Origin of the sequence: Streptomyces sp. NPDC048106, assembly GCF_040706415.1 — a bacterium.
Classification (GTDB): Bacteria; Actinomycetota; Actinomycetes; order Streptomycetales; family Streptomycetaceae; genus Streptomyces.
Genome location: NZ_JBEZND010000028.1, coordinates 1 through 25,187, shown reverse-complemented (window position 1 = coordinate 25,187; position 25,187 = coordinate 1). Strand labels below are relative to the sequence as shown.

Below are 25,187 nucleotides of genomic sequence, written 5' to 3'. Positions count from 1 at the left end.
GGCCGACAGGCCCGTTCCCGAACCAGCACACGCCTGGAGCCAGGCGCGCCTGCCCCACAGAAAGGGAGCTCACCATGACCTCCACCGAGACCTCCCGCACGGTCGACGCCCGTGCCACCTTCGAGCGCGTCGAGCCGCTCACGGGAAACGTCGCCACCACCTCCCCCGCCACGACCGTCGCCGAGGCGACCGCCGTCGTGGACCGGGCCGCCGCGGCCTTTCCCGCCTGGTCGCAGACCCTGCCCGCTGAACGCCGCCGGCTCCTCAACCGCGCCGCCGACCTGCTGGAACAGCGCATACCCGACCTCCAGCGGCTGATGACCGCCGAGGTCGGCGCGACCAAGGCATGGGTGCACCACAACACCGTCATGGGCGTGAACAACCTGCGCGAGGCCGCCGCGCTGACCACCCAGATCGGCGGCGACATCATCCCCTCCAATCGCCCCGGCGTCTTCAACATGGCCATCCGCCGCCCCATGGGCGTCACCCTCGGCATCGCCCCCTGGAACGGCACGATGTCCCTCGCCACCCGCTCGGTCGCCGTACCGCTGGCGTGCGGGAACACCGCCGTCATGCGCGGCTCCGAACTCAGCCCCGGCAGCCACCTGCTCCTCGGCGAAGTACTCACCGAGGCCGGCTTCCCCGAGGGCGTCGCCAACGTGATCGTCAACGCCCCCGCCGACGGCGCCGACATCGTCCGCGCCCTCGTCGAGCACCCGGCCGTGCGCCACGTCAACTTCACAGGGTCGACGAAGGTCGGCAGGATCGTCGCCGAACTCGCCGCCCGCCACCTCAAGCCCGTCCTGCTGGAACTCGGCGGCAAGAACTCGCTGATCGTGCTCCGGGACGCCGACCTCGACGCGGCGGTCGACGCCGCGGTCTTCAGCAGCTTCATGTACCAGGGCCAGGTCTGCATGACGGCCGGGCGCATCGTCGCCGACGAGCCGATCGCCGACGAACTCGCGAGCCGCCTCGCCGAACGCGCCGCCGCGCTGCGCGTCGGAGACCCGCGCAAGGACGACGGCACCGACCTGGCCTGCCTGATCGGCGAGCCACAGGCCGCCGCCGTCGCCGCCCTCGTCGAGGACGCCGTCGCCAAGGGCGCCACCCTGCTCACCGGCGGCGAACGCACCGGCACCTTCATGCGCCCGGCGGTCCTCGACCACGTCACACCCGCCATGCGCGTCTACCGCGAGGAGACCTTCGGCCCGGTCGCGGCGGTCGTACGCGCCCGCGACGCCGAGCACGCGCTGGAGATCGCCAACGACACCGAGTACGGACTGTCCGGCGCCATCTTCACCAAGGACGTCACCCGCGCCCTCGAACTGACCTCCCGCTGGGCCACCGGCAACGTCCACATCAACGGCCCCACCCTCGCCGTCGAGTCGCAGACCCCCTACGGCGGCGTCAAGGACAGCGGCTACGGACGCTTCGGCGGCACCGACTCCGTCAAGGAGTTCACCACCGTGCAGCTCGTCACCCTCAACCGCGACCAGCACTACCCGCTGTAGGACACCGACCATAGCCGCACTGACCGCAGCCATCGACTGCGCCCGACCGACATGCGGCCGGCCCGTGCGGACAGGTCGGCCAGCAGGTCCTGTACCCGGCGGGCGCTGAGCGCTTCGCCGCCCGGATCGCCGGTAGGGCCGGGGAAGGTCACGAAAGCCCACGGGCTGTCGGCGGCTCGACGGATGCCGATCCGCTCTCGCAGCCAGTCGGCGTACAGCATCTCCACTGGGCTGGGCACCGGAAGGATGACGGTGCCGCGGTTCTTGTTGGCCGCGCCCTTCGGATGCCCGCCCCGCTTTCGCAGGTGCAGGTGCGGACCCTGAAGGTAGGAGCACCCCGGAACGGTCCGGCCAACCGGGACGAAGTGGATGTCCTCACGCTTCAGCGACACCAACTGCCCCACCCGCAGCGCGCAGCAGGCCATGAGGGCCACCATGCACCGGTCCCGAGTTGTCTGCGCCGCCCCCAGAACACCAGCGAACTCGTCATGCGTCGCGGCCGGCGGCCGCGCGGAGGCGTGACTCGGCCGCGAGTCCACGCGGATGCGCGGCCTGACCGCGACGGTTCCGCCGTCGGACCGGGCCGGGACCGTCGTGAACAGCGCGTCGATGACCCCGGCCTCCACGCGCCCGAGGTCGGCCAGATGCAGGTAGAACCCGTGGTTCGCAGCTAGAGCCGGTGCAAGCGCCGACTCCTCCGGCAGACGTCCGAACCCACGGCCACTGGTCGCCCGGCGCGTGGTCCGCAGGTGCATCACGTACGTCGCCAGCCGGAAGGCGGCGTCACTCCTGGAGAGTCCGCGTTCATCGCACCAGACGTGTAGTCGTTTCAGGTGGCCGGCGTAGGTCTTGGTCGTCGACTCCTTGCAGGCTCGGCCGAACCGCAGGTGACGAAGATAGTCGTCGATATCGCCGACCACGCTCAGGGTGGGCCCGGCCAGCACTGTCCAGTAGGCAAGCTCGTCGCTCACCGGCACACGCACGATCTCCGCGTGCATCGGCGCCAGCATGACCACGCTGAGACTGTACGAGCGCCGGAGCGGCAGGTCCGCAGAATGGAGGATCCCGGGACATCTGACCCAACCATCTGGTAACCGCCCTGTCGCGGCCAATCGCGGCACTACCTGCCGCCGTGAACCATTGGGTCAACCTACGACCGGGATGGTCGACTCACTGAGCGCTCTATCGGCGAGCGGTACGAGTGAGTCGATGCGTTCATCCAGTGCACAGAAGCCGGACGACGACGACCTTGTCGGCCAGGCGCCCGGCCTCGAGGTCGGTGAGAACGGCGGGCAGCGCGGCCGCGCAGGCATCATGGTTGTCCCACCCCACGTACCGGGCCCGGCCCTCCTCGGCGAGGCGAAGGTAGCGGTCCAGCACACCCAGCTGCGAGACAGCCTCCGGTACGGCCAGGGCCACGACCTCGATCCGGTAGCTGGCCGTACGGTAGGCGGCCAGCCGCGCCAGCCACCCGGCCGGGTCGGCCAGGGCTTCTTCCACCACCACGTCGTACCGGCGGCCGTGGGCGTGGGCTTCGACCTCGGCCTGCCACCGGTAGGTCACCCGCCGCACCCTCACCCCGGCCGTCCGCACGTCCTGCGCCAGGAAGGCGGCGTAGTGCGGGTGGACCGTCTTATAGGTGTCCCGGTCCACCCGCACCGCGCCGCCCCGCCGTTCGAGGGCGGCGTGCACCAGGTCCATCACGAGCGTCTTGCCGCTGCCGGCCTGCCCGGCCACGAACACCGCCACCGGGTGCTCCTGGGGGACCGCGCCCGCCGTCAGCTTCGGCATGACCACCTCGGCGAACAGCTCGCCGTACTTCTCCACCAACGTCTCCCGGCCGCGTTCGAGCTCTACCGTCCGATCCGGTGCGCCGTTCCGGCCCCCGCGCGCGTCGCACGGGGGCCGGAACGCAGGGCCGGCTACTCGGTGTCCAGCTTCTGGCGCAGCTGGTCCAGGGTGGATCCGTCGGGCGTGTGCCACAGGGTCCAGCCGTTGATGACGTTGCCCGTGACGGCTTCCGCCGCCTTCGACGGGGAGGGGAACGCAGAGGAGTGGCCGTCAACGATGAGCTGGCCGTCCGCGGTGACGACAGCACGGCCCGACCGGTTCGCGCGGCGCTGGTGGAAGGTGAGGACCGTGCCCGGCTCCAGCAGGCCGGCCTGCATCAGCGCGGCCAGCGGCCCGTGGGGGACGACGGGCGCCGCGGCCTCGGTGTCGGATCCGCCGCCGAGGGACAAGGTGACGTGAATGGTGTCATCGCCGCTCGCGCTCGTGAGCCGGGCGATGACGGCGGGGTCGAAGTGGATGCTGAGCGTGGCCATGCGGTCTCCTGCCATCAGTGGCCCAAGGACCCTCGTTTAGCTGAATTTCGCTTCGAAGTTAAGCAGCATAAGCAACTCGCGTCAACTCTGAAGTTCAGCAGTTCAGCAGAAGTTCTGACCAAGAGGCGCCGAGGCCTCCAACGCCGGAGCGGCTCGAACCCCTCGGCGTCGCCATTCCGGCCCGTACGCGGAACGTACGGTAAACGTACGTTAGTCATACCGTAGTTTGTACGGTTAATGGGATAGGATGTAGAGAGGAGGTCTTCCATGTCCGAGTTGTTCGACGCGGTCGACGCGCTGGTCGCGTCCCGCTCTCCGCTGCCGCCGGCGGCGGAGCGCAAGCGGCTGCGCACCGCGCACGGCCTCACGCTGGACGACGTCGCCGGCGCGCTGAGGGTGCGTCGGGCCACGGTGTCCGGCTGGGAGTCACTCACGAAGCCAACCGAGCCGCGCGGCCCAGAGCGTGAGGCGTACGCGCGGCTGCTCAAGCAGCTCGCGGAGCTCTACCCGGCCCCAGCGCCCGCCGCATTCATCGGCGCCCCCGACCCGGCGGAAGCCCGATCTCTGTCCACAGGCCCGGCGGCCGAGGCTGCGGTCATGACTGCAACCGAGAACACCCAGACCCCCGCCACCCCGGCCCCCGTTGCTGCTGCTCCGGCCGCCGCGCCCCGCCCGGCGCGCACCGCCAGGAGCACGTCGGCGTCGCGTCGCCCCGGCGCACGGAAGGCGGCCCCGGCCGGCACCCCGGCGGGCGGCGCCGACCCGCGCTTCGAGAACGGCCCGTTGGCTGTCGTCAATGTCGAGGAGGACGGCACGGTGCTGGCGTACTGCACCGGCGGCCTGGTCCTGGACGTGCACGCCAAGAGCATCCCGACCCTGGTGGACTGGACGCTGCGCGAGGCCAAGCTTGGTCAGCCAAAGCTCGCCGGTCCCGGCAAGGACGCCGACCCGCTGATCGTCCTCACTCCGTCCGCGCTGGAGCGGTACGGCCTGCCCGTCACGCTCACGGAGGAGGAGCGCCTCTCCGGGCGCCTGCCCGAGGGCCACAAGGTCATCAAGCAGCTGGCCAGGGCGGAGTGGAAGCTGACCAAGCGCGGCTTCGGCCCGTGGGCGCGGATCTACCGCCCCGCCACCGGTTCGGAGCGGGCCTGCGTGCAGCTGTGCATCCCCTCCTGGAACGCGCTGGACACCCGGCACTGGGGCGAGGCCGCCCAGCTCCCGCCGGCCGAACTCGCCCGCGTCCTGGGCGTGTACGCCTCGAGGGTGATGACGCCGCGCGGCTCGACCGCCGTGACCGGCCTGGAGCTGATGACGGCGCTGCACCCGCCGACCCGCGCTTCCGAGCCGGATGCCGACGGCAAGCGGCACTCCGAGCACAACCCCGGCTCGCTCGGCAAGGACGCCATCGACCCGATGGACTTCCCGCCGTGCGAGGTCCCCGACGGCCACCCCGTCCTCAAGGACCTGCCCCGGTTCCACGTGCGCGGCCCGGCGGAGAAGCTGTTCGAGGAGGCGTACGACTGGGCACGGCCGATGACCGACGCGGAGTGCACTCTGCGCCACCTCGTCGGCATCGACGTCAACATGGCCTTCGCCGCCGGCGCCAACGGTCTGATCGTCGGCCTGGGCGAGGCGACGCACGTCAAGGCCCCCGCGTTCGATCCGAAGCTGCCCGGCTCGTGGCTGGTCGACCTGTCCCACGTCGACCTGTCCCGTGTGAAGGTCGGCAAGGAGTGGGTGGAGCTGGACGGCAGCCTGCTGCCCTCCCCGTTCACGCCGAAGGGCGAGCGCCCGACCGGCCCGGCCTGGTACGCCACGCCCACCGTCGCCTACGCGGTGGAGCTCGGCTACGAGGTGCGCCCGCTGGAGGCGTGGGTCCGGTACGACAACGGCCGGTACCTGGACGGCTGGTACAACCGGCTCCGCGACGCCTACCTCGCCACGATGGCCGACCTCGGCGTCGACGCCGACCTCGCCCCGGCCGACTTCCTCGCCGCGATGAACGGCTACAAGGACCGTGACCCGGAGCTGGCGATCGTCGTCTCGGCGATCAAGGCCACGGTCAAGGGCGGCCTGGGCAAGCTGCGCGAGCGCCCCCGGGGCGAGGGCTGGCGGCCCGGTGAGCCGTGGCGGGCCCTGTCCCGCCCGACCTGGCGGCCGGACATCCGCGCGGCGGTCATCTCCCGCACCCGGATGAACCTGCACCGCAAGATCGTCAAGCACGCGGCGTTCACCGGGCAGTACCCGGTGGCGATCCTGTCCGACTGCGTCGTCTACGCCTCGAACGGCCCCTCGCCGCTGGACTTTCTGCCCTACCGCGACGGCAAGCCGCTGCCCGGCGGATTCAAGCTCGGCATCAACCCCGGCCTGGTCAAGCACGAGGGCACCCAGTCCGTCCTGTGGGGCGAGGAGGTCCGCGAGCGGTTCAACGCGCCGGAGCTCAACCTCGCCCGGTACATCAAGGACGGCACCGTCACCGACGCCGACAACGGAGAGTAGGAGAAGGCGGCGATGAGCCTGTTCGGGGACGGCCTGGAGGCCGCGGTGCAGAAGGCGTTCACGCGCCCGGCGCCGAAGTCGGCCGGCGCGCAGATGCGGTACCTGGTCAAGCAGCTCAAGGGCACGAAGGCGGTCGCTCAGATGCTGCGGGTCTCCCAGCGCACCGTCGAGCGGTACGTGAAGGACCAGATCAAGAAGCCCCGCCCCGACCTCGCCGCGCGCATAGAGCGCGAGGTGAAGAAGAGGTGGCAGCCGCAGATCCGGGCCAAGGCCAGGGCGAAGGCGGCGACCACCGGCGGCATCGTCATCGACACCCGCGCCCGCATGGGCTACACCGCGCCGGTCGGGTCGACGGACCAGGACCGCATCCGGCACCTGACCGTCGCCCTGCCCCCGGTCTACGCCGCCCGCCTCTTCGAAGCCCAGGAACAGGGCGCCAGCGACGCCCGCCTTCAGGAGATCGCCGCCGAAGCCCTCAAGGAGGTCTACTTCCAGGACGGCGGCCGCCGCGCCGGAAGCCTGGAAGAGGTCCGGTTCACGGACATCGAGCACCTCGAGTTCGACCTGTAGCAGCCGCGCCCGAACAGCCGTGAGGCCCGGATGTGACTGAGCGCTTCAGGTGGCGAAGGAGCGCTGTAGTTGGCGAGCATCCCGGGTGGCGGACGTTGGCTTTTCCTTACCGCTCGGGCGGCCGGAGCAAGGGCCCCGACCGGTGCAGTCGCCGGTCGATCCCTGCAAGGCGGGCGGGGCAGTACGCCTTGGCGGCGGCTTCGGCCACGTGCACGTCTCGGTCGGCGGTGCCGCGGGAGACGCCAACAGCTCCGGGGCTGCACCGGGCATCCGGAACAGCACCGAGGTCTTGGCCTTCTTCACGGCCAGGTCGACCGAGCCGAGCCAGGAGTCGTCCAATCTCATGACGTGCAGCAGGTGACCGCTAGCGTTGACGATGGCGATGAAGCGCGTATCAGGACCCGGGTCACTCTTGTCAGGCGCCGGCGCCGCCGTCGACCGGCAGGATCGCGCCGGTCACGTACGAGGCGCGGTCGCTGAGCAGCCACGCGGCCGCCTCGGCGATCTGCCGAGGCTCCGCCATCTGACCGAGCGGGATCGACTTGGTCATCTGTTCGACGATGCCGGGAGTCGCTGCTTCCCAGGTGTCGATCATTTCGGTGGAGGTGCCGCCGGGGGTGATGGCGTTGACTCGAATACGGTCACCGGCCCAGTTCACCGCGGCGGTCTCGGTGAGGCTGTTGAGCGCGCGTTTCATGGCGCCGTAGGCGGGTAGGGCGGGGTTCGCGCGGCGGCTGCCGATGCTGGAGGTGTTGACGATCGCCCCGCCGCCGCCCCGCCGCATGAGCGCGGCCTCGGTGGTCATGGCCGTCCAGTGCGAACGGAAGTTGACGGTGAACTGCTCGTCGATGTCCTCGTCGCTGGTGGTCTCGACCGGGCCGAACTGCCGTTGGGGAACGGCGCCGTTGTTGAAGGCGCCATCCAGCCGTCCGTGAAGCGTTTCGACGTGGTCGACAGCGGCGCGGACGCTCGCGGGGTCGGCGAGGTCCAAGGTGACGGCGTCGGCGACGCCGCCGTCGGCGCGGATCTCCTTCACGATGCGGTCGAGGGCGTCGGTGCTGCGGGCGGCGAGCACGACAGCGGCTCCCTCGGAGGCGAAGAGCCGGGCTGCGGCCGCTCCGATGCCGCGGCTGGCGCCGGTGATGAAGATGATCTTGCCGCTGAGCAGGCCGATGGGTGCGCCGTCGGTGGTGTCCGTGTTGTTCGTCATGGCAACAGCGTCCGGTCGGCTGCCGGCCGGATACAGGCACAGGCTGTACCAGGATCCGCCGCCCGGCTGCGCGCACACTTGCCGTATGGACAAGCAGGAGCTCGGGGCATTCCTCCGCAGCCGCCGCGAGCGGCTCCGCCCACAGGACGTCGGCCTCCCCTCCGGCCCGCGCCGGCGCACACCAGGTCTTCGCCGCGAAGAGGTATCGGTCCTCGCGCACATCTCAACCGAGTACTACACCCGCCTCGAACAGGGCAGGGCGCCACGCCCCTCGGGCGACGTCCTGGCCGCGATCGCGGGAGCGCTGCGGCTCACCGACGCGGAGGCCGGCCACCTCCACGTCCTCGCGGGCACCGCGCCGAACCGCACCGGACTGCACCGGCGCGACGTCCGCCCCAGCATCCTCGCGCTCCTTCAGCGGCTGCCGCAAACGGCCGGCTTCGTGATGTCCGCCGCCTTCGAGGTCCTCGCCTGGAACGACCTCGCGGCAGCGCTCATGGAGGACTTCGCCCCACTCGCCCCCGAGGACCGCAACCTCGCGCGCCGGGCCTTCCCCGGGCCACAGCGCGCCGATGCGACGCTCTACGGGCTCTCCGACGCCGCCGATTTCCGGCTGGGCGTCGTGACGCAGCTCCACACCACCCTCGCCCGCTACCCCACCGATCCCGCGGTGACCGGACTCGTCGGCGAACTCCGTGATGCCAGCCCCGACTTCTCCCGCCTCTGGGAACGGCACGACGTAAAGACCATCCCGATGCTCACGAAGACCTTCCGCCACCCGGCCGTCGGGGAGGTCACTGTCGACTGCGACACGCTCACTCTCACCGACCGAGACCAGTACCTCGTGCTCTACACCGCGCCGCCGGGATCTCCCAGCGCCGAGATCTTGGCTCTGCTGAACGTCCTGGGAGCACAGGCCAGTCACTACACCCCGTAGCGCCCCAGCTAGCCACTGCCAGATATCACGCTCAACTCGCCAACTGCGGTGCTCATCCGCCAACCGAAGGGCTCAGTCACACCGGCATCCCAACTGCCGGGAACGAGGCGCCTCGCGTCTTGTAGGAGGACTGTCGCGTCCATCTGGTCAGTCGGCACGGTGCCGCCAACGCACGGCTGGGAAACGCGGACGAGCCGACAGCGCATGCCGTCGGCTCGTCGTTGCGGGCCCGGAGCCAACCAGGGCCCGCACGGTGTCCCTGATCAACCTGGTTGGAGCTACGCGGCGCAGGGGCTTAAAAATCGTCCCAGTCTCGGGGCGTTGAGGGCAAGCCAAACTGGTTTGCGTCTGGGTGTTTACATGATCATCTACGCAGTTGTGGCGTTCTGCCGAATTGGCACTGGCGAGCGACTCCGTAGCCACCCTGGTCGGCGCCTTCTTCATTACGGAGAGTGCTTGCCCTTTGGCCAATGATTTGCCCTATGGCTCTCACTTATGCGTATCGCGAACCGAATTCGAGGGTGGGATGACTGTGAATAAAACTCCTCGATCGGTCATGACGCATGGTCATGGAGTGGCAGCATTTCCGTTACCGCGACCGGCGAGCCAACCGCCCAGCGGCACAACCTGGTTGGAAGCAGGACCACCGACGTCCTGCACAGCTACGCGCAATTGAAGTAGGAGCTAGGCATGTTGAACACCCTTGTCGACCCGCGGCCGCGCCCGAGCGGCCCCGAGGTCGTCATCATCGCGGTCATGGTCCTCTTCGTGGCCGTGCTGATCCTCAAGGGGATGAAGCCGGCCACCGCGGTCCTCGTCGTCGGCTGCGCTGGCCTTTTCGGCGCCGTGGTAGCGCGGGCCTGTACCACTGGCAGGCTGGCCGCGTTGCTGCGCCCAGCGCTGGTCGAGCTGCGGGCCACCCCGATCTGACCCCACGCCATGACTACCGTACGGAAGGTCCGGCGCCTCAAGAAGGTGCCGGACGCTGACAGCGCCGTGGGTCAGCTGGCCGATGCTCTGCGTCGCAGCCGTGCCGCGCTGGGGCTCACTCAAGCTCAGGCGGCCCACACCATCGGAAAGTCGACCTCGACCGTCCAGCGGGCTGAAGCCGGAACTGTCGCACCCAAGAAGCCCGTGGTGGACGGATACGTCGCCAAACTCGGTCTCGACGCCGAGGAAGCAAAACAGCTGTACGAGAAGGCCACCCGGCCTCCTGGACGGCAGCGACGCTTCCTGACCCAAGCCCCGCACCCGAGCATGGTGAGCACACGCGACGAGCTCGGCAGGGCCCTGGCCAGGGTCTGGGAAGAGAACAACCGCCCTCCCATGCAGAAACTGGAAGACCGGGTACAGGCTGCTCGCGAAGCCGACGAGACGCGGAAGCCGTTCGCGTTCCTGTCCCGGAGCGTCGCCTACCGAATATCCCACCGCCAGCAGCTGCCAAGCAGCGTCGAGCAGCTGCGGGCCTACCTGTACGCCTGCCAGGTCAAGGAGCACCAGTTCCACATCTACATCCAGGCATATCACCGGGTGAAGGCCAAGGAGAAAGAGGAGTCGGAGGCCAGGAAGACGGCCGACAGCCAAGAGCGCAGGATGTGGCGCGGTTGGAGAGGGCAACGCCGGGCCAACGGTGTCATGTTCAACGCTGGCCTCCTCCCGGTCGAACCCTTCCCCCGCTCTGTCACCGCACCGTGGACCGCGCAGTGCGTCACCTGCGGTCTGGTCAGCCGGTTCCGCCTCTCGGCCGTTAAGCAGGGGCGAGGGTGCCCCAGGTGCACAACCCCGTCGCCGTGAAGCTGACCCACCCCTCGGTGCCGGGCGCCTGGCGCCCGGCACCGGCATCGTGCCTCGCGAGCGGCCGGTGATGGCGATGGTCAGTCGTGCATCAGAGGAAGGTGGGGGTGAAGGTAGCGCCAGTCCAGGGCGATGTTGCGCAGGGCCTCGGTGACCGCTTGCGAGAGGTCGCCGGTGGCCACGAGTTCGTCCGGCAGGTAGTCGGTGCCGCGGCGAAGACCGCCGGTCCCGGTGCGCTGACCGAGGCACTCCGTACTGAGCGTGTCATCCAGCAACGGCTGCTCCCTCTTGCCCGAGGCGATGTGCAGCTCGATCGGCGGAGCGGGCGTCAGCGACGTCCCGAGCAGGCGCTCGGTAAGAGTCGGCAGAGCGTCGTGGGTGAGGGCCCGTACTGCCTCGTAACAGCCCTGCACCCACAGGTCATCCGCGATCTTCTGACCCTGGGTCCAGAACAGCAGATCGAAGAAAACGTCCAGGCTCGTACCGTTGTTGGCCAGACTGACCGTGCACTCCAGCCGTACACGAGGGCCGTCCTGAGTGGAGGGGGCTTGGTGGCCGGCGGCGAGCCGGACCAACCAGGCGTGGCCGTGCTCGGGATCGATCGCCCACGGCTCCTGGTACTGCTGCGCGTCCACACGCCGCGCGAACAGGTGCAGCCGTTCCGGCAACACGTGCCCACCGGTGAAGCTGGGTGCGCTCAGCGCCTGTATGAGCGCGTCGACCGTTGTGCCGTGCAGGCGTAGGCGGGCCGAATTCCGCCGCAGGGGACGGGAAGCTGCGGCGCGTATCACCATGTCCGGCGGCGTGGTGCGGTAGGCATCCCGGTTGTGGGGTGCCGCGTGATTGTCGGGTGCGAAGCGCGGGTCGCTGAAGTACGTCTGAGGCGAGACCGCGTCGGCCTGCTGGAACATCACTTCGACAAGGCGGCGGTCGGCGGTCGCGTTGCGACCGTCCAGGCGGATCCTGACCGCCCCTTGGTGAAACAGCGGCCGTGGCACGGTGTCCGGATCGATGCGGACCACCAGGAGCAACTTGTCGTCCACGGTGACCGGGATGACGTCGGGTGTCCACCCGGGCGGATCGAAGGTGGTGGCCATCTTGCTGACCAGCCGGTCCTTGTCGATCGCTTTGACCCCGACCAGAGGGCCGGGCAGGTTCTTGTCGGATTGGCGGGCATCGACGCCAATAAGAATGAGGCCGCCGTAGGTGTTCGCCATCGCGGCGACGGTCTCGGCCGCCGAGTCAAAGCCGCGCTTGTAGTCGACGGTGAAACTCTCCTCCAACTCCAGGTCCAGGAAGCCGCGGACCATCTCGGCGTCGATACCGTCAACCGGAGCGCTGAAGAGGGGATGTGCGAGGTTCGGCATGGTGTCCAGGATGACGTTCCCACCACTCTCCCTGCACACCTTTTCCACACATCCACCGCCAGATGCCGCCGTCCAGAGCGGCATGGTCACCCGGACACTGTGGGGCCCCGCCCTGCGCTGCTGCGCCGGTGCGGGGCCTCACGCGCGTATCCGCGGGGGGGGGTCGGATGTTCATGCGCTGCCGTGTCCAACGCCCCGTGCACGGCTCCGGTCACGGCCGGGTGGTACCTGGTCGGTCCGGGCCCGTGCGTCTGGCGGCAGCGCGACGGCGGATGAGGTCTGGGAGCGGCGCCCGGGATGAAGAACAGCCCGACCTTGCCGAGCCCGGTGACCACTACGCTCAGCACAGGCAGCGCCCACCGAGCGGCGTGCTCGTCGTCCAGGCGCTGCCCGGTGAGGTAGCCGACCCGTACGTGCACCACGGTGGGGGGCCCGCACTGGGTAGGCCAGCATCACCTCAGGCGGAAACTGCCCCCTCACGGCTCTCCGGGATTCCCGCGAAGACGATCATGCGGTCCGTGGCGCGGGCGGCTCCGTACGCCGCGGCGGTGAGGAAGCTGTTGGCCCGTGCGAGATAGCGAAAGTCCTGGCCGCGGGCCGCCCACAGGAGCATCTGAGCCGCGTTGACACTTCGGTACGCGGCGTCGACGAGTGCGCCGGAACCGCACCCGCTTCTTGGAGCCATGGGGCTGTCCAGATAAGAGATCCGCACGTCATGGTCGGCTGGCCCCATAAGGGCCGCGACTTCGAGAAGATCACGGACCCGTTTGAGGCTCATCTCAATGTCCGCGTACACATCGCGGCCCGTGGCGAGCGCGTCTCTGGCCTCGCACCTGTTGCACGCCTCCTCGGAGCATCGATGCTCCTGCACGGTGGCCGTCGGGACAGGAGAGGGCTCGTAAGGCTCACCCTGATGCGGCATCCGGGCGGTGAAGTGCCCTACCTGGTCGATCATTTCCTGGTTCACACAGCCACGATGGACCACGCGCTCGCGCCTCCCTCGCCCCTATCACCTGACTGGCTCAACGTCTTTCGGCTCACGGTCTGCCAGCGCTCGTTTGGCCTGCTGGTAGTCCTCGTACGTCACGGCGTTCAGCGCCTCGATCCGGGCGAGCGTCTCCACCGAGTCGTCCTTCTTCATCGCGGTGTCCATGAACTTCAGCAGCAGCTACACGCGGATCTGAACGGCCGCGCATTTCCTGCGGGGGTATGCCGGAAGGCGAGCCCGGCGGTGCGCCCCAGGTCAGAGATGGTGTGGCGTAGATCACAGAGAGGGCTGCGAGATTTATTGCCGGGCCAAGGCGCTCCCGGGCCTAGGTGGAGAAGCCTCATGCACTCATTCACCTTGACGCCGCTGGAGTTCCTCGTGAACACACCGCCCCGACCAGATCCAACTTCCCTGCAGGACCGCATTCGTACAGCTTCTGAGTCTATGGAGCAGACTCTCGAGTCGTTCTACGCAGAGACGGACGGTGCCGACGGCACCAGGATCTGCCATCGCGAGCACCTGATCCATCTGGCAGTCCAATTGATCGAGGAGTTCCGCAAGTACAAGCACGAGCTAACAGCTGTGCTGGCAGAACTGCCACCGGAGGAAGGAGATACGCAGTCCTCAGCTGAGGACCTGGCGAAGAAAATCTTCGGACCCCGTGACTGTGCCGAATTCCTCGCAATCATTCTGCTGCAGCTGGATGCCGTGCTCAGGCGGCCGCCCGTGCTGATCGCGTTCCATCCACATGTACATGAAGCGTTCCTCGCACGGAACGCCGCACTTGAGGGCGACGCTGAGGTTGTCGACGCGTTCACCAAAGACGTACTGGGCCGGCACCCCGGCCGCTGGCGCGAAGCCGTGGAGATGGCCCTGTTAGGGGACTGGGTCGACCTGTTGGCATCCAGATACGGTGCTTTTTACGTCAAGGGCGTGCTCAAGCGTGAGGCGGAGGAGCACCACAGCCAGCTGCAGCCGCTGTGGGAGCGGAAGGCAAGAGGGAAGCGGACCCTCCTGCTGGGGCAGCCGATTGACGCGACCCGAACCGTCGAAGACCTGCTGGTCGATCACCGCACCCCCGAACAGAAGCTGCTGTCCAACGAGCTCGACACGCGGATCGCTTCGGTGCTGAAGGCGATGCGACCTGCCGAGCAGGCCCTAGCCCTGGAGTGGTCAGCGGCCCGCGACTCCTGGGGTTCGGTAGCCAGGGAACTCAGCTACGAGCGGCAGTTCGGAGACAGCGTGCGGCGCAAACTCCGGAGACTGGGCGACCGCCACATGGACCGGGCCGCGGCGGCAGACCGCACCGCACGGAGACTGAAGTGAACGTACTCTCCGCCGCGCTGCCCGAATTCCTCGGGAGCCTGGGCGCCACACTCATCGTGACACTGGCCGGCTGGATGAAACGCCTCTGGCGCCGACAGGCCCGCACGCAGGACACCACGCTGAGTCCTGCGACCGGTGAGACCAGCCGGGCCGGGGCCATGGACCACAATGACGCACAGATGGGCAACGAAGACGCCCTGGTCCGGGCCGCCGGCACAGGTCTGTCCGCCCTCGCGTACACGCTGCTGGAGGTCGCCGCCGCGATCCGGGAGAACACCACCGCGCGCAGGTAGCCCCCCGGTGACAGCCGTGAGGCCCCGCCCTACGCTGATGCGCCGGTGCGGGGCCTCACACGCGTAGCCGTGGGGGTCGGATGTTCATACACGCGCTGCCGTGTCCAACGCGGCAATCGTAGTACGGTCACGTGCTGCCGGCGTCGTCGTCCTGCTCCCCGTCGGCCATCTTCTGCTTGAACTCCGTCAGGTCGGCGTAGGTTGCGGCGTGCACGATCTCCAGACGGGTCACCGCCGACTGCACGTCGTCTCGGCGCATGTCGCTGACCGCGAACTCCAGCAGGACGGCCACCGTCATGTTCTGCTTCCACATGCGCAGTTCGGCCTCGTCCACCAGCTGCGGGTCGCTGAACATGGCCAGGCCGACGTAGCGCTTGCGCGCCTGCTCCTGACGACGCCGACGCAGAAGGCCGGCTCCGGGCCGGTCCATCTTCCGGACCGTGCGCAGCTCGTGCACCATCGCCTGGATCTGCTTCTCCTGCTCGGGCGTCCAGCCTGGCTCCGGCGTGCCGGGGAGCACCTGGAGAGCCTCTTGGACAGCCTGCTGCGCCGCCTCGGCTCCCGTCGTCGATGCCATCGTCCGGCAGCAGCTCAGTAGCCTTCCTGAGCGCTTCGCCAGCGGCCTCTTCGTCGTACTCGGACACCCTCTCCCCTTCGCTGTCGGACGCGCAGCATCCCCCGCGGGCGCCGGTCCGGGCAATCAGGCGTCGTCCGCCTCGGCCTGGCCCGCATCGGCACGCCGCTCGGCCGCGCGCCGGCGGATGACGTCCGGCAGTTGGCGGGAGGCGGCGGCCGGGATGAAGAACATCCCGATCATGCCGAGTCCGGTCACGGCGGCGCTCAGCAGGCCCACCGAGACCGACGGGTCGTCGACTGAGACCACCCCGCAGAACACCGAGCTGACCGCGACGAACCCCAGCGATGCGATGATCCACCCCTCCCGGAGCGGGGACCGGGTGCGGGCCACCACGCTCAGCCACCACGTCCAGCCGGCCATCACGCAGAACAGCACGGCCACCGGCTGCAGCAGCACGGGCGGCGCCCACCGCGCGATGTCGCCGCGGGGCAGCTCCTGCCCGGTGAGGTAGCCGACCTGGACCAGCCACACCAGGTACACCGGCACCTCGATGACGATCACCACCCACCCGCAGACCCCGTAACGCGCCCCGCTGCTCACCCATCCCCACGCCCTCCCCCTTCGATCACCAGGTCAGGGGGAACGTAGCGGCCCGGCGTCCACGCCGACCAGGGCGCCGTCACCCGCAAGGGTGGAGATCAGCCGCCGTCGATGTGGTCGAAGCCGCGCAGCACGGGATCCAGCTCCTGCGCCGCGCCGCACATGGAGCACAGGCGGGTGCCGGGCTGTTCCGCGACGTCCAGCGCCCGCTCCAGAGTCAGCAGCGGCGCGTTCTGCGGCGCCTCGGTGCAATCGACGGCGTGGAGCACGGCGCCGCCGGGCCCGCGGCCGCCGGCCTTCTGCAGCACCCACCCCGAGGGGCGGCGCGGCCCCAGCGCCTCGCGCACTGGCGACGGCGGCGGCAGCCTCTCGGTGGGCACCACGTCGTAGGAGACGCCGTCGACCGGCCGGACGTGCTCGGGGGCGCGCACCCATACCCGGTACTCAGCCGCCTGGACGTCGCCGTCCTCGGTGTTGCGGTATGCGGGCAGCCCCACCTCGTACAGCCAGCCGCGCGGCGTCTGGCGCCGGGACCACAGGCGGGCGGTGAGCTCCTGGCCGTCGGGCAGGACCGCACCGGCACCGGCGGGCCGTCCGGGGGAGTCGTCGTCATGCCGACCACGGGAGGCAGGCCCGGCCGCCGGTCTCTGTCCACAGGCCCGGCGGGGCGAAATGATCACATGACTGCTGACGATGCGAAGCGCGCGGCCAGGACGCGCGCCAAGATCCTGGACGGCCTCGCCCGAGCGGAGCGGGCCCTGTTCACCCGGCCCGCGCCGAAATCCGCGCGAGCGCAGATGAAATTCCTTCGCACGCGGGAGAAGGGCTCCACCAAGTCCCTGGCCGAGCGTCTGGGCGTCTCCCGCAAGACGGTGCAGCGCTACCTCTCGGGTGCCTCCACCAAGCCGAACAAGCGTCTCCAGGCGGCGCTGGTGCGGGAGACCGAATCGGAGTGGCAACCGCAGGTCAGAGCGCAGGCGAGGCAGCGTGCGGCGTCCTCGGGCGGGCTGGTCATCTCCTGCCGGGCGTACTTCGGCCTCGGTCCGGAGGGCACCTCGGACGCGGGCCGGGTACGGGACATCACAGTCGCCGTCTCCCCCTCCCGCGCGGCTGCGATCCTCGCCGCACAGGGGGAGGGTGCGACGGAGAGTGATCTGCATGACGCGGTTGCGGAGGCCATCGCGGACGCCTATTTCCGGCAAGGCGGTGGCGGCCGTGCGGGCCTGGAGGTGAAATTCGCAGATGTGGAGTGGCTCGACATCCGCTTTTAGCAGCGCGGAATTCGTAGCTGCTATAAACCTGTCTACGACTGCCGCGCACCCGCCTGGCGGCCGGATATTCCGTCACCTGTTCCCGCGACAATCGGGAGGCTCCGTGAGCACCCCTGTTCCCCGATCCCGCCGTCGGCGCTTCCCGGCGCCCGGCACGCCCGCGCCCCGCCGGCCGGTCGACCAGGCGAAGGTCGGCCGCCGCGCGGTGCGCCGCCGCGCCGCCGCGCCGCCGGGATGACCGTCACCGAGGCCGCGGCCGCGCTCGAGGACGCCCGGCTTCGGCAGCACATGGACCGCGACCGCGAGGACCTGGCCGACGACGAACGCGGCCCGGCGGAAGTCTCTGAGTGGGAGCGCATCACGCAGCTGCTCGTCACCGCCGGCGGCGTCTACGCCCCGGAGACCGACGCCGTCGTCCAGGACGAGCTCGCCGCCGACCGGCGAGCCGAGGAAGCCGAGCAGCAGCGCCTCCAGGAGCAGCAGCAGCTCGCCGCCCGCGCCGACGAACTCGCCGCGCACATGCGAGCCGGCCGACTCGACCGGACCGTGGAGACCCGGCCGGGAGACGAGGCCGCCCGCGAGGTCCTGGTCCACCGGGGCGACTACCACCCGGTGGTCGACGGCTGGCTGGCGCAGGCCCTCGCCGACCGCTCCGGACACTACGCCGACCCGGCCGCGCGTACGGCCGCCGACTCGCTGCCCGAATCGGTGTGAGCCCACGCCGCCCTGCTCACCGCGCTCGCCCGCACCGGCGCCCCGGCTGCCGACGGCGAGCTGGGGTTCGCCGGCCGCCTTGCCCAGGCCGACCCGGAGGCCACCGCTGCGCTCGCCGCCTGGCTGGAGCGCAGCCTCGCGCCCGCCGAACTGGCGGAAGCGGGTGACCGGTGAGCGCAGGCGACCAGGTGGTGGCCTCGGAGGTGACCGGCTGCGGCACCCGGTACGAGGACCTGACGGCCGACGGCCAGGTCCACGTCGACTACGCGCCGCCGCTCGGGGAGCCCTGGTTCGAGGGCGACGACGATCCCGACTACAACCCGATCTGCGACTGCCCACGCGTCCCCAAGCAGTTCTGCCTGGAATGCGCCGGCTGCGCCGCCTGCGGTGCGGACAGTGCACCGGGCCGCACGTCTGGCCGCCGCTCGCGAACTGATCACCGAGAGCGGTCCCCCAGATTCCCCAGCACCCTGTTAGGCAGCTGGGGAATCTGGGGGACCGACGCCGCCTATCCGCTGGTGGACACCTTCCTGGGGGACTGGGGGAGTCCCGCTCCAATCGGCGTCACGCTCACCGAGCGTCACAATCTGGCTGTCACGTGCCCTGTCACGCCACCTGTCACGGCCGTCGCTGACCGCGTGACACCAGCCGCCCGAATGTCCGAAATGATCGCGTTCCGAGGGCGGAACACTCCTCGAAACCCCCTCCAGGGCCGTTTGCGCGTGACAGGCACGACAGCGTGACAGCCCCCTCTGGGGGTGATCACGCTCTGTGCGGGCGGTCGGTGTCGAGTGCCATCGAACCTTGACCGTTTGCCACTGAACTTTGACTGGTGGCATTGATGCTGCCGCCGGAGCAGTCATGATCAGCCGCTCAGCTTGATCGGATGCCGCAACAAGATCATTCGAAGGGATGACTGCACGGTGAGGCACCGCTCGGGTCTTCGGGGTGCGCTCTTGTCTCGTCTGCCAGAGGGCTTTCGTGCTCTCGCCGTTGATTGGAGCAACATGCGTCGTGTACTGAGTGCGGTGGCCGTTACCGGCCTTGCGGCAGCGGCCTGTCTCGTCACCGCAGGGGCCGCGTCGGCCGATGACAGCACCTTCTCCGTGGTCGGGCCCGAGTCCTCGAACGGCGGCGTGTCGCTGGCCCAGTGCCCCAGCGGATCGCACCTGATCGGCGGCGGCTACCAGGGCTCGCCGGCGTTCACGAACGGCGGCTCTCCCGCCGACTTCGTCGACAGCAACAGTCCGTCCGCGGTGACCCCCAACGCGTGGGTGGCCAAGTTCCACGTGTATTCGGTGAAGGCCGTCGCTCTCTGCGAGCGCGACAAGTAGCAGCCCCCCTCGCCTTCCCCTGCCCACGGGGCAGGGGAAGGCGAGGGGGAGCCGTGCCAACGCTCCCGCCGCGGTACGCGGGCACGCACCGGTCAACCTTCGGTGACAAACGGTCAAGATTCAATGGCACGGGACATCACGCTCCTGTGTCACGCGCCCCTTGATCCGGTTGTCACGCTGGGGTGTCACGCTGCCCACCGGCCCCGTAATCACGGGGCTGACCCCCGGTTTCCGGCCTCGCGTCGATCAGCGTGACGCCCCTCCGGGTGCGGCTACGGATGCAACCGATCCCCAATTCGGCCAGAGCGGTCCCCGCCCCGCTTGCCCGGCGATACCGTGGTGAGACCCGCCAGTTACTCGCCCTGGAGTCCTCGATGAGCGAACAGCCGGCCCCCGCCGACACCGCCGCCCGGCAGCTGGAGCCCGCGGCCGCCGAAGCGGTCCGCGCGTACGCGGCCAGGACCCGCGCCGACGCCGACCGGTTCGCCGCCGTCCTGGAGGACATCGCCACCAACGGCCTGCCCGACCCCGAGCAGTGCACCCCGTGGGAGGAGCTGCGCGAGGCCCACCTCGCCCGTCTCGCCTCCCAGCGCCCGGCCGTCGCCTGATGCCCCCGCAGCACGGCCCCCGCCGCGCCCGGATCGCGTTCTCCGACTCCGCCGCCAAGCAGCTGGAGAACATCACCAGCGAGGCGGAGATCCACGCCCTGGACCGCGCCCTGGTCGTCGTCTCCGTCGACCCCGAGGTCGGCGAGCCGATCCCCGGCGACACCGCCGGCCCCCAGCTGCGCGAGTATGCCGACGAGGTCGAGCGCGTACGCCTCCTGTACTGGGTCACGGCTTTGCGGACCGTGGTCGTGGTCGCCTACCTCGAGGTCTGACCCGCGACGTCCTGGACCAGGCCGACCGCGTGCTGCCGGGCCCGGCCGGCCTCTCCGCATGTTCGTTGGTTGGTGAGGGATCGGGTCTGTCGGTTGGTGAGGGATCGCTCGCGTATAAGGAAGACCTAGGACTGACTGACCTGATGACGGGCGCGCTCTTCCCACCCGCCGTAGGCGAAGTACCGGAAGTACAGCCGGGCAGTCCTCGCCAGCGGGCTCGACACCCGCCTTGCACCCTAATCCGGAGTTAAGAGCAGTCCGGGGGACAGCGGCCCGGCGGACTGCTCGAGTGGTGGTGGTCGCGTGGGCGTGGGGCGTATGCCTGTCATGCTCCGGGCCTGGATGCCTGCACCCAGAGCGGCGGCGCCCGACGCCTTCGCGGCAGCCACCACGGTCCCGTGGATGCTGGTGGTGGTCGCGCGGGCGCCGGGATGATGCCTACTTGCACCCCGTTCCCGCTGAGGACTTGTGCAAGACCGTGCGCGTCCCGACGCCTCCTCGGCCACCACCACGCTTCCCTTATGGATGGTGGCGCTCACGGGTGCCGGGCGGATACCTAACAGCATTCTGGCCGCGATGCCTCGCTGGAGACTGGTAGCGTCCGGCACCTTCGCGGCAGCCGCCGCTGGACCGCTGCGGCATCCGGTGCCTTCACGGCCTTCACCAGCGGTGATGAGTTCATGGTGTGCTGCGTGGACGTCGGCCGGACGCCTTCGCGAGTCAGGGCCGTTGCGACGCCTCCCGGCAGAGCGTGCGGCGTTCCCGCAGCACACCACCCTCGAACAGGTGTTGGCGCCCGTCGGCGCTGGACGGACGACTGACGTCCCTCCGGGCACGCGATGCCTACCGAAAGATCGGCGTCGTCCAACGTCGCCGAGCGTCAACACCCGTCGAAAGATCGCTCGTTGGTGTTGGTGGTACGAGCCCGCTTCACGGTGACCTCTTGAGAAGCCCGAGCCGTTCGAGCTCCCGCTACAGACCGAGGCCCGTGGGACGAGCTGGTGCCACGAACGGCTACTGAGGTGGCGGACCGGCCATGAGGCTGAGTCCTGGGATTAGGTCGCCGCGTGGTTCCGCACGAGCTCGTGAGCAGCAGGAATAGCATGATGGAGGGGAAAGATTTGATCTACTGCGGCATCGACTGGGCCGAACGAACGCACGACGTCGCCCTGGTCGACGACAGCGGCCAGTTACTGGCCAAGCGGCACATCACCGACGATGCGGCCGGCTACAAGATCCTGCTGGACCTTCTCGCCGAATACGGCGACACCGAGGAGGCCCCGATCCCAGTCGCGATCGAGACCTCCCGCGGACTACTGGTCGCGGTGCTGCGAACCGGCAAACGGCAAGTGTTCGCGATCAACCCGATGGCCGCGGCCCGCTACCGGGACCGCCACAGCGTCTCCCGCAAGAAGTCCGACCCCGGCGACGCCCTGGTCCTGGCCAACATCCTTCGCACCGACATGCACGCCCACCGGCCCCTGCCGCAGGACAGCGACCTGGCCCGCGCAGTCGCCGTGCTCGCACGTGCCCAGCAGGACGCCACCTGGAACCGGCAGCAGATCTCCAACCAGCTCCGCTCCCTGCTGCGGGAGTACTACCCCTCCGCGCTGGCCGCCTTCGAGTCCTGGCGCAACGGTCTATGTCGGCCGGAAGCCCACGAGCTTCTCAAGGCGGCACCGACACCGACGCGAGCCGCGCAGCTCTCGCGCACGCAGCTGCAGGCGGCTCTGAAGCGAGCCGGCCGCCAACGCGGCATCGCAGCCGAGGCCGAACGGCTCCGGGAGGTCTTCCGCGCTGACTGGGCCCACCAGCCGGCGTTGGTCGAGGACGCGCTCGGCAAACAGATGCTCGCGCTCCTGGTCCAGCTCCAGGCAGCCTGCACCGCCGCCGACGACCTGGCCAAGGCGGTCGAAGAGGCTTTCCCTCAGCACCCGGACGCTGAGATCATCCTCAGCTTCCCCGGCCTCGGCGTCCAGATCGGTGCCCGGGTGCTCGCCGAGATCGGAGACGACCGCACCAGGTTCGCCGACGCCCGTGGCCTGAAGGCATACGCCGGCGCCTCACCCATCACCAGGGCCTCCGGCAAGAAGTCGAGCATCACCCGCCGGTGGGTCAAGAACGACCGCCTTAACCACGCCGGCTACTTGTGGGCCTTCTCCGCCATCACTGCCTCACCAGGCGCCAAAGCCCACTACCGAAGGCGCCGCGACAACCATGGAGACTGGCATGCCTCAGCCCAGAGGAACCTCTTCAACCGCATGCTCGGACAGCTCTACCACTGCCTCCAGCACCACAAGCTGTTCGACGAACACACCGCCTTCCCGGTCGAACTCGCCGCCGCAGCTTGACACGTTAGGCGCCTGAGGTGTCTTGCACCCATCGCCGCGCCGCCGTCGGCCCAGAGCTCCAGGCCGAGGGTGCGCCCTGCAACACGCCGGGGCAACGCACGAGTGCAACAGAGTCCCCGTTGGCAGGGCCCCGGCCCGGACCGGCTGGCACCCGTCTTGCACCCCATTGGTAGGTAGTACAGGTAGTACCTATGTGCGGGTTGTAGATCTCTCCCCCTGAGGGCGAAGCTCGCCGCGCGGGCACACATCACCCGCCCTCTCCTCAGCTGAGGCCGACCCCACCGCCCGGCGCACATGATCCTTCCCGGCGCTGTACGGCCGTCTGCGGCGTTCTGAGCCCTCCGGGCTCCCGAGCCGACGATCAAGGCCCTGAAAGGCGCTCACAACGGCGTACAGCGCTTCGGGCAACGGTGAAGCGCCCTGCACCTCGGCAACGGCTCCATGACGGGCGCCGGCGCTCCCTCCTCCGTCGCCACCGTCTCGCTGCCCCCGACCCGAGCTCTGCCTCAGGGGGAAGGAAACTCAACCCGCACGTAGGTACTACCTGTACTACCTACTAATGGGGTGCAAGACGCGTCCCGCCCCCGTCAGGCCGCGACCGCCTGGCGGCTGTCACCGTCCGGAGCAGCGCCACCGTGCTGCTCCCGCCGACGTCCTGCTGCTCCTGGTGGTGAAGGGTGCAAGAGGGCCGCTGCACGCCCGGCGAGGAGTGCAGCGCAGTATTCGCACGGCCCAGACGGCACACGGGTGCTGCACGAGTAGCAAGGCCGCCCTAACCCGGGCAGCAACGAACGCAGCACGGCCACCGGGGCCGCTGCCGTTTGTTCTGCTGCTCCAGAACAAGACAGTTCCCCTAGCGCTACCGACAGCTCGCCCCAGCCGACGGGGCCGACGTCGGCGGCTTCAGGGCGCACAACGGTTCCGAGGGCCAGCACCGCCCCACCCTGGAGGTGTATGCAGCCTGAGTGAATACACCTCCAGGACAACGAGCGAAGGCTCCACACCAAGGGTGCGGAGCCTTCGCTCGTGGAGGGGGAATCAGCCGGCGAGCCGGAGTGCTGGCCGGGTCTCGGGAGCCGGAGCGTCCTCGCCGCCATCGGGATCAGGGTTGGGGTCGAAGCCGGTGTCGGTGCGCGCGTCGCTCGCCCGCGGGGGCCGGATCTCGCCTGTGGGGAAGTTGAGCGGCCACACGAAGGTGTCGGGGTCGCTCAGGTGGTTGAGCATGTGGGGAAGCGATTCGTACGCGGCGAAGAGCGGGTGGATGAGCACGCTGCCCTGACGGTGCCGGCCGTCGAGGAGGCCCTTGTCCTTGAGCTGGCCAATCGCGCGGGAGACCGCGGCCTGGCTGATGTCGAGGCGCTTGGCGAGGTCGGCCTGCCGGATCTTGACGAGGCCGCACGGCTCCTGGCGGGCCTGGAGGATGTCGAAGACGTCGCGCGCCGTGGGGTTCAGCCGGGCGTTCGGCAGGACCTCGAAGGCCTCCGGGTTGCGGAAGCCGGGGATGGGGCTGTCGCTCATCGCTCTGCCTTCCTCACGTTCGGGATGACGATCTCGCGGGCCGTCAGGACCTTCGGGCCCAGCTTGTTGACCAGGGCGTGCTGCTTCTCGCTCCCCCAACGGTAGGCGTACAGAGGGTGCAGCCGGTACATGCCCCTGCTCTCCTTCCAGGCGAAGTTCTGCCGGGAGAGCTCGCCGATGGAGCGGGAGACCTTCGACTGCGAGCAGCCGAACTTCTCAGCCAGGCCGCGCTGGGTCATCTTCACCATGGCCTGGTCGTCGTGGTGGACCGTCATGTGGTCCAGCACGTTCCTCGCCATCGAGGAGAAGCCGAACTTCCACAGCTCGTCCTGGAGCCGCTGGGACGCGCTGAGGTGGATCCGGCCGTAGAAGGCGTAGGGCTTCGAGTCGCCCTTCGTGGAGAAGGTGCCGCCCTTCCGCCCCAGCTCCTCCAGCCTCTTCAGCAGGTCCCGCGCGGACTCCAGACCGTTGAAGTCATCGGGCTGCTGAGGGACCGGTGCCGGGCGTACGGCCCTAGCGTCGGCCGGCGCGCTACGCCTCTGGGACTGGGCCACTGGCCCTCCTCACGAAGATCATCGAGGCGCATAACATACCAGGGTTGACATGTTATTCGCGGAACGATGCACCGAGACGGCGTGCCCCTTGCTCACATCCCTTGATGCAGCTACGTGCATACAACTCAGGCTCCGGCGACGCGTTGTATGCAGCCAGGGAGCATACAACTTTCACGTTTTCGCAGGTCAGAACGTTGCGCCTTCTGTAATCTTTAAGAGCGGCCCAGCGCTGGCCGCAGTCGGCCCCTGCCTGTACGCCCACCCTGTTCTCGTTCGCGACCACGGCGGTCACCTCTCCTCGACCGCCGCCGGTAAGGCCAAGCCGTCCTGCCGGGATTGCTCTTCGCTGTGGCTCGGAAAGCTTCAGTCGGGCTTTGACGTCCCGTCATTCATCGCGAATCGCAGCGGTCTCCAGTCGCCCTACTCAGGTTTCAGTTCTGGAATCCTGAGCCCGGGTCATCTGCGGTCGTTCCTCTCGGAATTCCGGGGAGGTTCCCGGATGGTTGAGGGGTGTCCCGTGCTTTCACCAATGGTACATGTGCATCTACCGGATGCACCCACTACACTGA

At 69.2% G+C, this 25,187-nt stretch carries 29 protein-coding genes; 16 read left to right on the top strand and 13 right to left on the bottom strand.

The window, feature by feature from the left end; genetic code table 11:
* The first annotated feature begins 74 nt into the window (after positions 1-74).
* Entirely contained in the window at positions 75-1,511 is a 1,437-nt protein-coding gene (locus tag AB0927_RS25940) for an aldehyde dehydrogenase family protein (protein ID WP_366670111.1), read from the top strand.
* Here AB0927_RS25940 and AB0927_RS25935 read toward each other — a convergent pair.
* From AB0927_RS25935 to AB0927_RS25925, 3 genes are all read right to left on the bottom strand, one after another.
* Positions 1,499-2,527, bottom strand: coding sequence for a hypothetical protein (locus AB0927_RS25935; RefSeq protein WP_366670110.1), 1,029 nt, complete (start codon positions 2,525-2,527; stop codon positions 1,499-1,501). The genes AB0927_RS25940 and AB0927_RS25935 overlap by 13 nt on opposite strands.
* Positions 2,528-2,726: 199 nt before the next feature.
* On the bottom strand, positions 2,727-3,338 hold the full coding sequence (locus tag AB0927_RS25930) for a zeta toxin family protein (RefSeq protein WP_366670109.1): 612 nt from the start codon (positions 3,336-3,338) through the stop codon (positions 2,727-2,729).
* A 95-nt stretch (positions 3,339-3,433) separates the two neighbouring features.
* Complete coding sequence (locus tag AB0927_RS25925) at positions 3,434-3,835, bottom strand: DUF4357 domain-containing protein (RefSeq protein ID WP_366670108.1); 402 nt, start codon at positions 3,833-3,835, stop codon at positions 3,434-3,436.
* A 267-nt stretch (positions 3,836-4,102) separates the two neighbouring features.
* On the opposite strand from AB0927_RS25925, the gene AB0927_RS25920 reads away from it, so the two are divergent.
* Positions 4,103-6,334, top strand: coding sequence for a transcriptional regulator (locus AB0927_RS25920; protein ID WP_366670107.1), 2,232 nt, complete (start codon positions 4,103-4,105; stop codon positions 6,332-6,334).
* Between the two features lie 12 nt (positions 6,335-6,346).
* Complete coding sequence (locus AB0927_RS25915; RefSeq protein ID WP_366670106.1) at positions 6,347-6,904, top strand: XRE family transcriptional regulator; 558 nt, start codon at positions 6,347-6,349, stop codon at positions 6,902-6,904.
* Between the two features lie 45 nt (positions 6,905-6,949).
* On the opposite strand, the gene AB0927_RS25910 is transcribed toward AB0927_RS25915, so the two are convergent.
* Entirely contained in the window at positions 6,950-7,249 is a 300-nt protein-coding gene (locus AB0927_RS25910) for a hypothetical protein (protein ID WP_366670105.1), read from the bottom strand.
* A 70-nt stretch (positions 7,250-7,319) separates the two neighbouring features.
* Entirely contained in the window at positions 7,320-8,114 is a 795-nt protein-coding gene (locus AB0927_RS25905; RefSeq protein WP_366670104.1) for an SDR family oxidoreductase, read from the bottom strand.
* A gap of 85 nt (positions 8,115-8,199) precedes the next feature.
* Here AB0927_RS25905 and AB0927_RS25900 point away from each other — a divergent pair, with 85 nt between their 5' ends.
* The 3 genes from AB0927_RS25900 to AB0927_RS25890 all read left to right on the top strand — a co-directional run bounded on the left by AB0927_RS25900 (position 8,200) and on the right by AB0927_RS25890 (position 10,845).
* Positions 8,200-9,051, top strand: a complete 852-nt coding sequence (locus AB0927_RS25900; RefSeq protein ID WP_366670103.1) for a helix-turn-helix transcriptional regulator — start codon at positions 8,200-8,202, stop codon at positions 9,049-9,051.
* A 690-nt stretch (positions 9,052-9,741) separates the two neighbouring features.
* Positions 9,742-9,981 (top strand): hypothetical protein, encoded by a 240-nt coding sequence (locus tag AB0927_RS25895; protein WP_366670102.1) that lies wholly within the window; start codon positions 9,742-9,744, stop codon positions 9,979-9,981.
* 9 nt (positions 9,982-9,990) lie between these two features.
* The gene (locus tag AB0927_RS25890) at positions 9,991-10,845 is read left to right on the top strand and encodes a helix-turn-helix transcriptional regulator (protein WP_366670101.1); all 855 of its coding nucleotides are present in this window, start codon (positions 9,991-9,993) and stop codon (positions 10,843-10,845) included.
* 80 nt (positions 10,846-10,925) lie between these two features.
* Here the strand turns inward: AB0927_RS25890 and AB0927_RS25885 are convergent, their stop codons facing one another.
* The 3 genes from AB0927_RS25885 to AB0927_RS25875 all read right to left on the bottom strand — a co-directional run bounded on the left by AB0927_RS25885 (position 10,926) and on the right by AB0927_RS25875 (position 13,365).
* Positions 10,926-12,212, bottom strand: coding sequence for an ATP-binding protein (locus tag AB0927_RS25885; protein WP_366670100.1), 1,287 nt, complete (start codon positions 12,210-12,212; stop codon positions 10,926-10,928).
* A 457-nt stretch (positions 12,213-12,669) separates the two neighbouring features.
* Positions 12,670-13,179, bottom strand: coding sequence for a hypothetical protein (locus tag AB0927_RS25880; RefSeq protein WP_366670099.1), 510 nt, complete (start codon positions 13,177-13,179; stop codon positions 12,670-12,672).
* Between the two features lie 42 nt (positions 13,180-13,221).
* Entirely contained in the window at positions 13,222-13,365 is a 144-nt protein-coding gene (locus tag AB0927_RS25875) for a hypothetical protein (RefSeq protein WP_366670098.1), read from the bottom strand.
* Between the two features lie 279 nt (positions 13,366-13,644).
* Here AB0927_RS25875 and AB0927_RS25870 point away from each other — a divergent pair, with 279 nt between their 5' ends.
* Positions 13,645-14,526: a hypothetical protein gene (locus AB0927_RS25870; protein ID WP_366670097.1), complete on the top strand. Its 882-nt coding sequence runs from the start codon at positions 13,645-13,647 to the stop codon at positions 14,524-14,526.
* Entirely contained in the window at positions 14,523-14,819 is a 297-nt protein-coding gene (locus AB0927_RS25865) for a hypothetical protein (protein ID WP_366670096.1), read from the top strand. Before AB0927_RS25870 ends, AB0927_RS25865 begins: the two co-directional genes overlap by 4 nt.
* 127 nt (positions 14,820-14,946) lie before the next feature.
* On the opposite strand, the gene AB0927_RS25860 is transcribed toward AB0927_RS25865, so the two are convergent.
* The 3 genes from AB0927_RS25860 to AB0927_RS25850 form a co-directional block, all read right to left on the bottom strand.
* Positions 14,947-15,396 (bottom strand): hypothetical protein, encoded by a 450-nt coding sequence (locus tag AB0927_RS25860; RefSeq protein WP_366670095.1) that lies wholly within the window; start codon positions 15,394-15,396, stop codon positions 14,947-14,949.
* 123 nt (positions 15,397-15,519) lie between these two features.
* On the bottom strand, positions 15,520-15,996 hold the full coding sequence (locus AB0927_RS25855; protein WP_366670094.1) for a hypothetical protein: 477 nt from the start codon (positions 15,994-15,996) through the stop codon (positions 15,520-15,522).
* Positions 15,997-16,094: 98 nt separating this feature from the next.
* Positions 16,095-16,676 carry a DUF6233 domain-containing protein gene (locus AB0927_RS25850; RefSeq protein ID WP_366670093.1) on the bottom strand — a complete coding sequence of 194 codons (582 nt, stop codon included), beginning with the start codon at positions 16,674-16,676 and terminating at the stop codon, positions 16,095-16,097.
* Here AB0927_RS25850 and AB0927_RS25845 point away from each other — a divergent pair, their 5' ends adjacent.
* The 8 genes from AB0927_RS25845 (at position 16,677) to AB0927_RS25810 (ending at position 22,546) form a co-directional block, all read left to right on the top strand.
* On the top strand, positions 16,677-17,267 hold the full coding sequence (locus AB0927_RS25845; protein WP_366670092.1) for an HTH domain-containing protein: 591 nt from the start codon (positions 16,677-16,679) through the stop codon (positions 17,265-17,267).
* Between the two features lie 103 nt (positions 17,268-17,370).
* Positions 17,371-17,505: a hypothetical protein gene (locus AB0927_RS25840; RefSeq protein WP_366670091.1), complete on the top strand. Its 135-nt coding sequence runs from the start codon at positions 17,371-17,373 to the stop codon at positions 17,503-17,505.
* Positions 17,502-17,981 (top strand): hypothetical protein, encoded by a 480-nt coding sequence (locus AB0927_RS25835; protein WP_366670090.1) that lies wholly within the window; start codon positions 17,502-17,504, stop codon positions 17,979-17,981. Before AB0927_RS25840 ends, AB0927_RS25835 begins: the two co-directional genes overlap by 4 nt.
* 170 nt (positions 17,982-18,151) lie before the next feature.
* Positions 18,152-18,724 (top strand): hypothetical protein, encoded by a 573-nt coding sequence (locus tag AB0927_RS25830; protein ID WP_366670089.1) that lies wholly within the window; start codon positions 18,152-18,154, stop codon positions 18,722-18,724.
* Between the two features lie 264 nt (positions 18,725-18,988).
* Positions 18,989-19,315: a hypothetical protein gene (locus AB0927_RS25825; protein ID WP_366670088.1), complete on the top strand. Its 327-nt coding sequence runs from the start codon at positions 18,989-18,991 to the stop codon at positions 19,313-19,315.
* 374 nt (positions 19,316-19,689) lie between these two features.
* Positions 19,690-19,923 carry a hypothetical protein gene (locus AB0927_RS25820; RefSeq protein ID WP_366670087.1) on the top strand — a complete coding sequence of 78 codons (234 nt, stop codon included), beginning with the start codon at positions 19,690-19,692 and terminating at the stop codon, positions 19,921-19,923.
* Positions 19,923-20,195, top strand: a complete 273-nt coding sequence (locus AB0927_RS25815; RefSeq protein WP_366670086.1) for a hypothetical protein — start codon at positions 19,923-19,925, stop codon at positions 20,193-20,195. The genes AB0927_RS25820 and AB0927_RS25815 overlap by 1 nt, the downstream gene beginning before the upstream one ends.
* A gap of 1,103 nt (positions 20,196-21,298) precedes the next feature.
* Positions 21,299-22,546 carry an IS110 family transposase gene (locus AB0927_RS25810; RefSeq protein ID WP_366670085.1) on the top strand — a complete coding sequence of 416 codons (1,248 nt, stop codon included), beginning with the start codon at positions 21,299-21,301 and terminating at the stop codon, positions 22,544-22,546.
* Positions 22,547-23,584: 1,038 nt separating this feature from the next.
* Here AB0927_RS25810 and AB0927_RS25805 read toward each other — a convergent pair.
* Both AB0927_RS25805 and AB0927_RS25800 read right to left on the bottom strand, forming a co-directional pair.
* Positions 23,585-24,064, bottom strand: a complete 480-nt coding sequence (locus AB0927_RS25805; RefSeq protein WP_366670084.1) for a MarR family transcriptional regulator — start codon at positions 24,062-24,064, stop codon at positions 23,585-23,587.
* Complete coding sequence (locus AB0927_RS25800; RefSeq protein WP_366670083.1) at positions 24,061-24,618, bottom strand: replication/maintenance protein RepL; 558 nt, start codon at positions 24,616-24,618, stop codon at positions 24,061-24,063. The genes AB0927_RS25805 and AB0927_RS25800 overlap by 4 nt, the downstream gene beginning before the upstream one ends.
* Between the last annotated feature and the right edge of the window lie 569 nt (positions 24,619-25,187).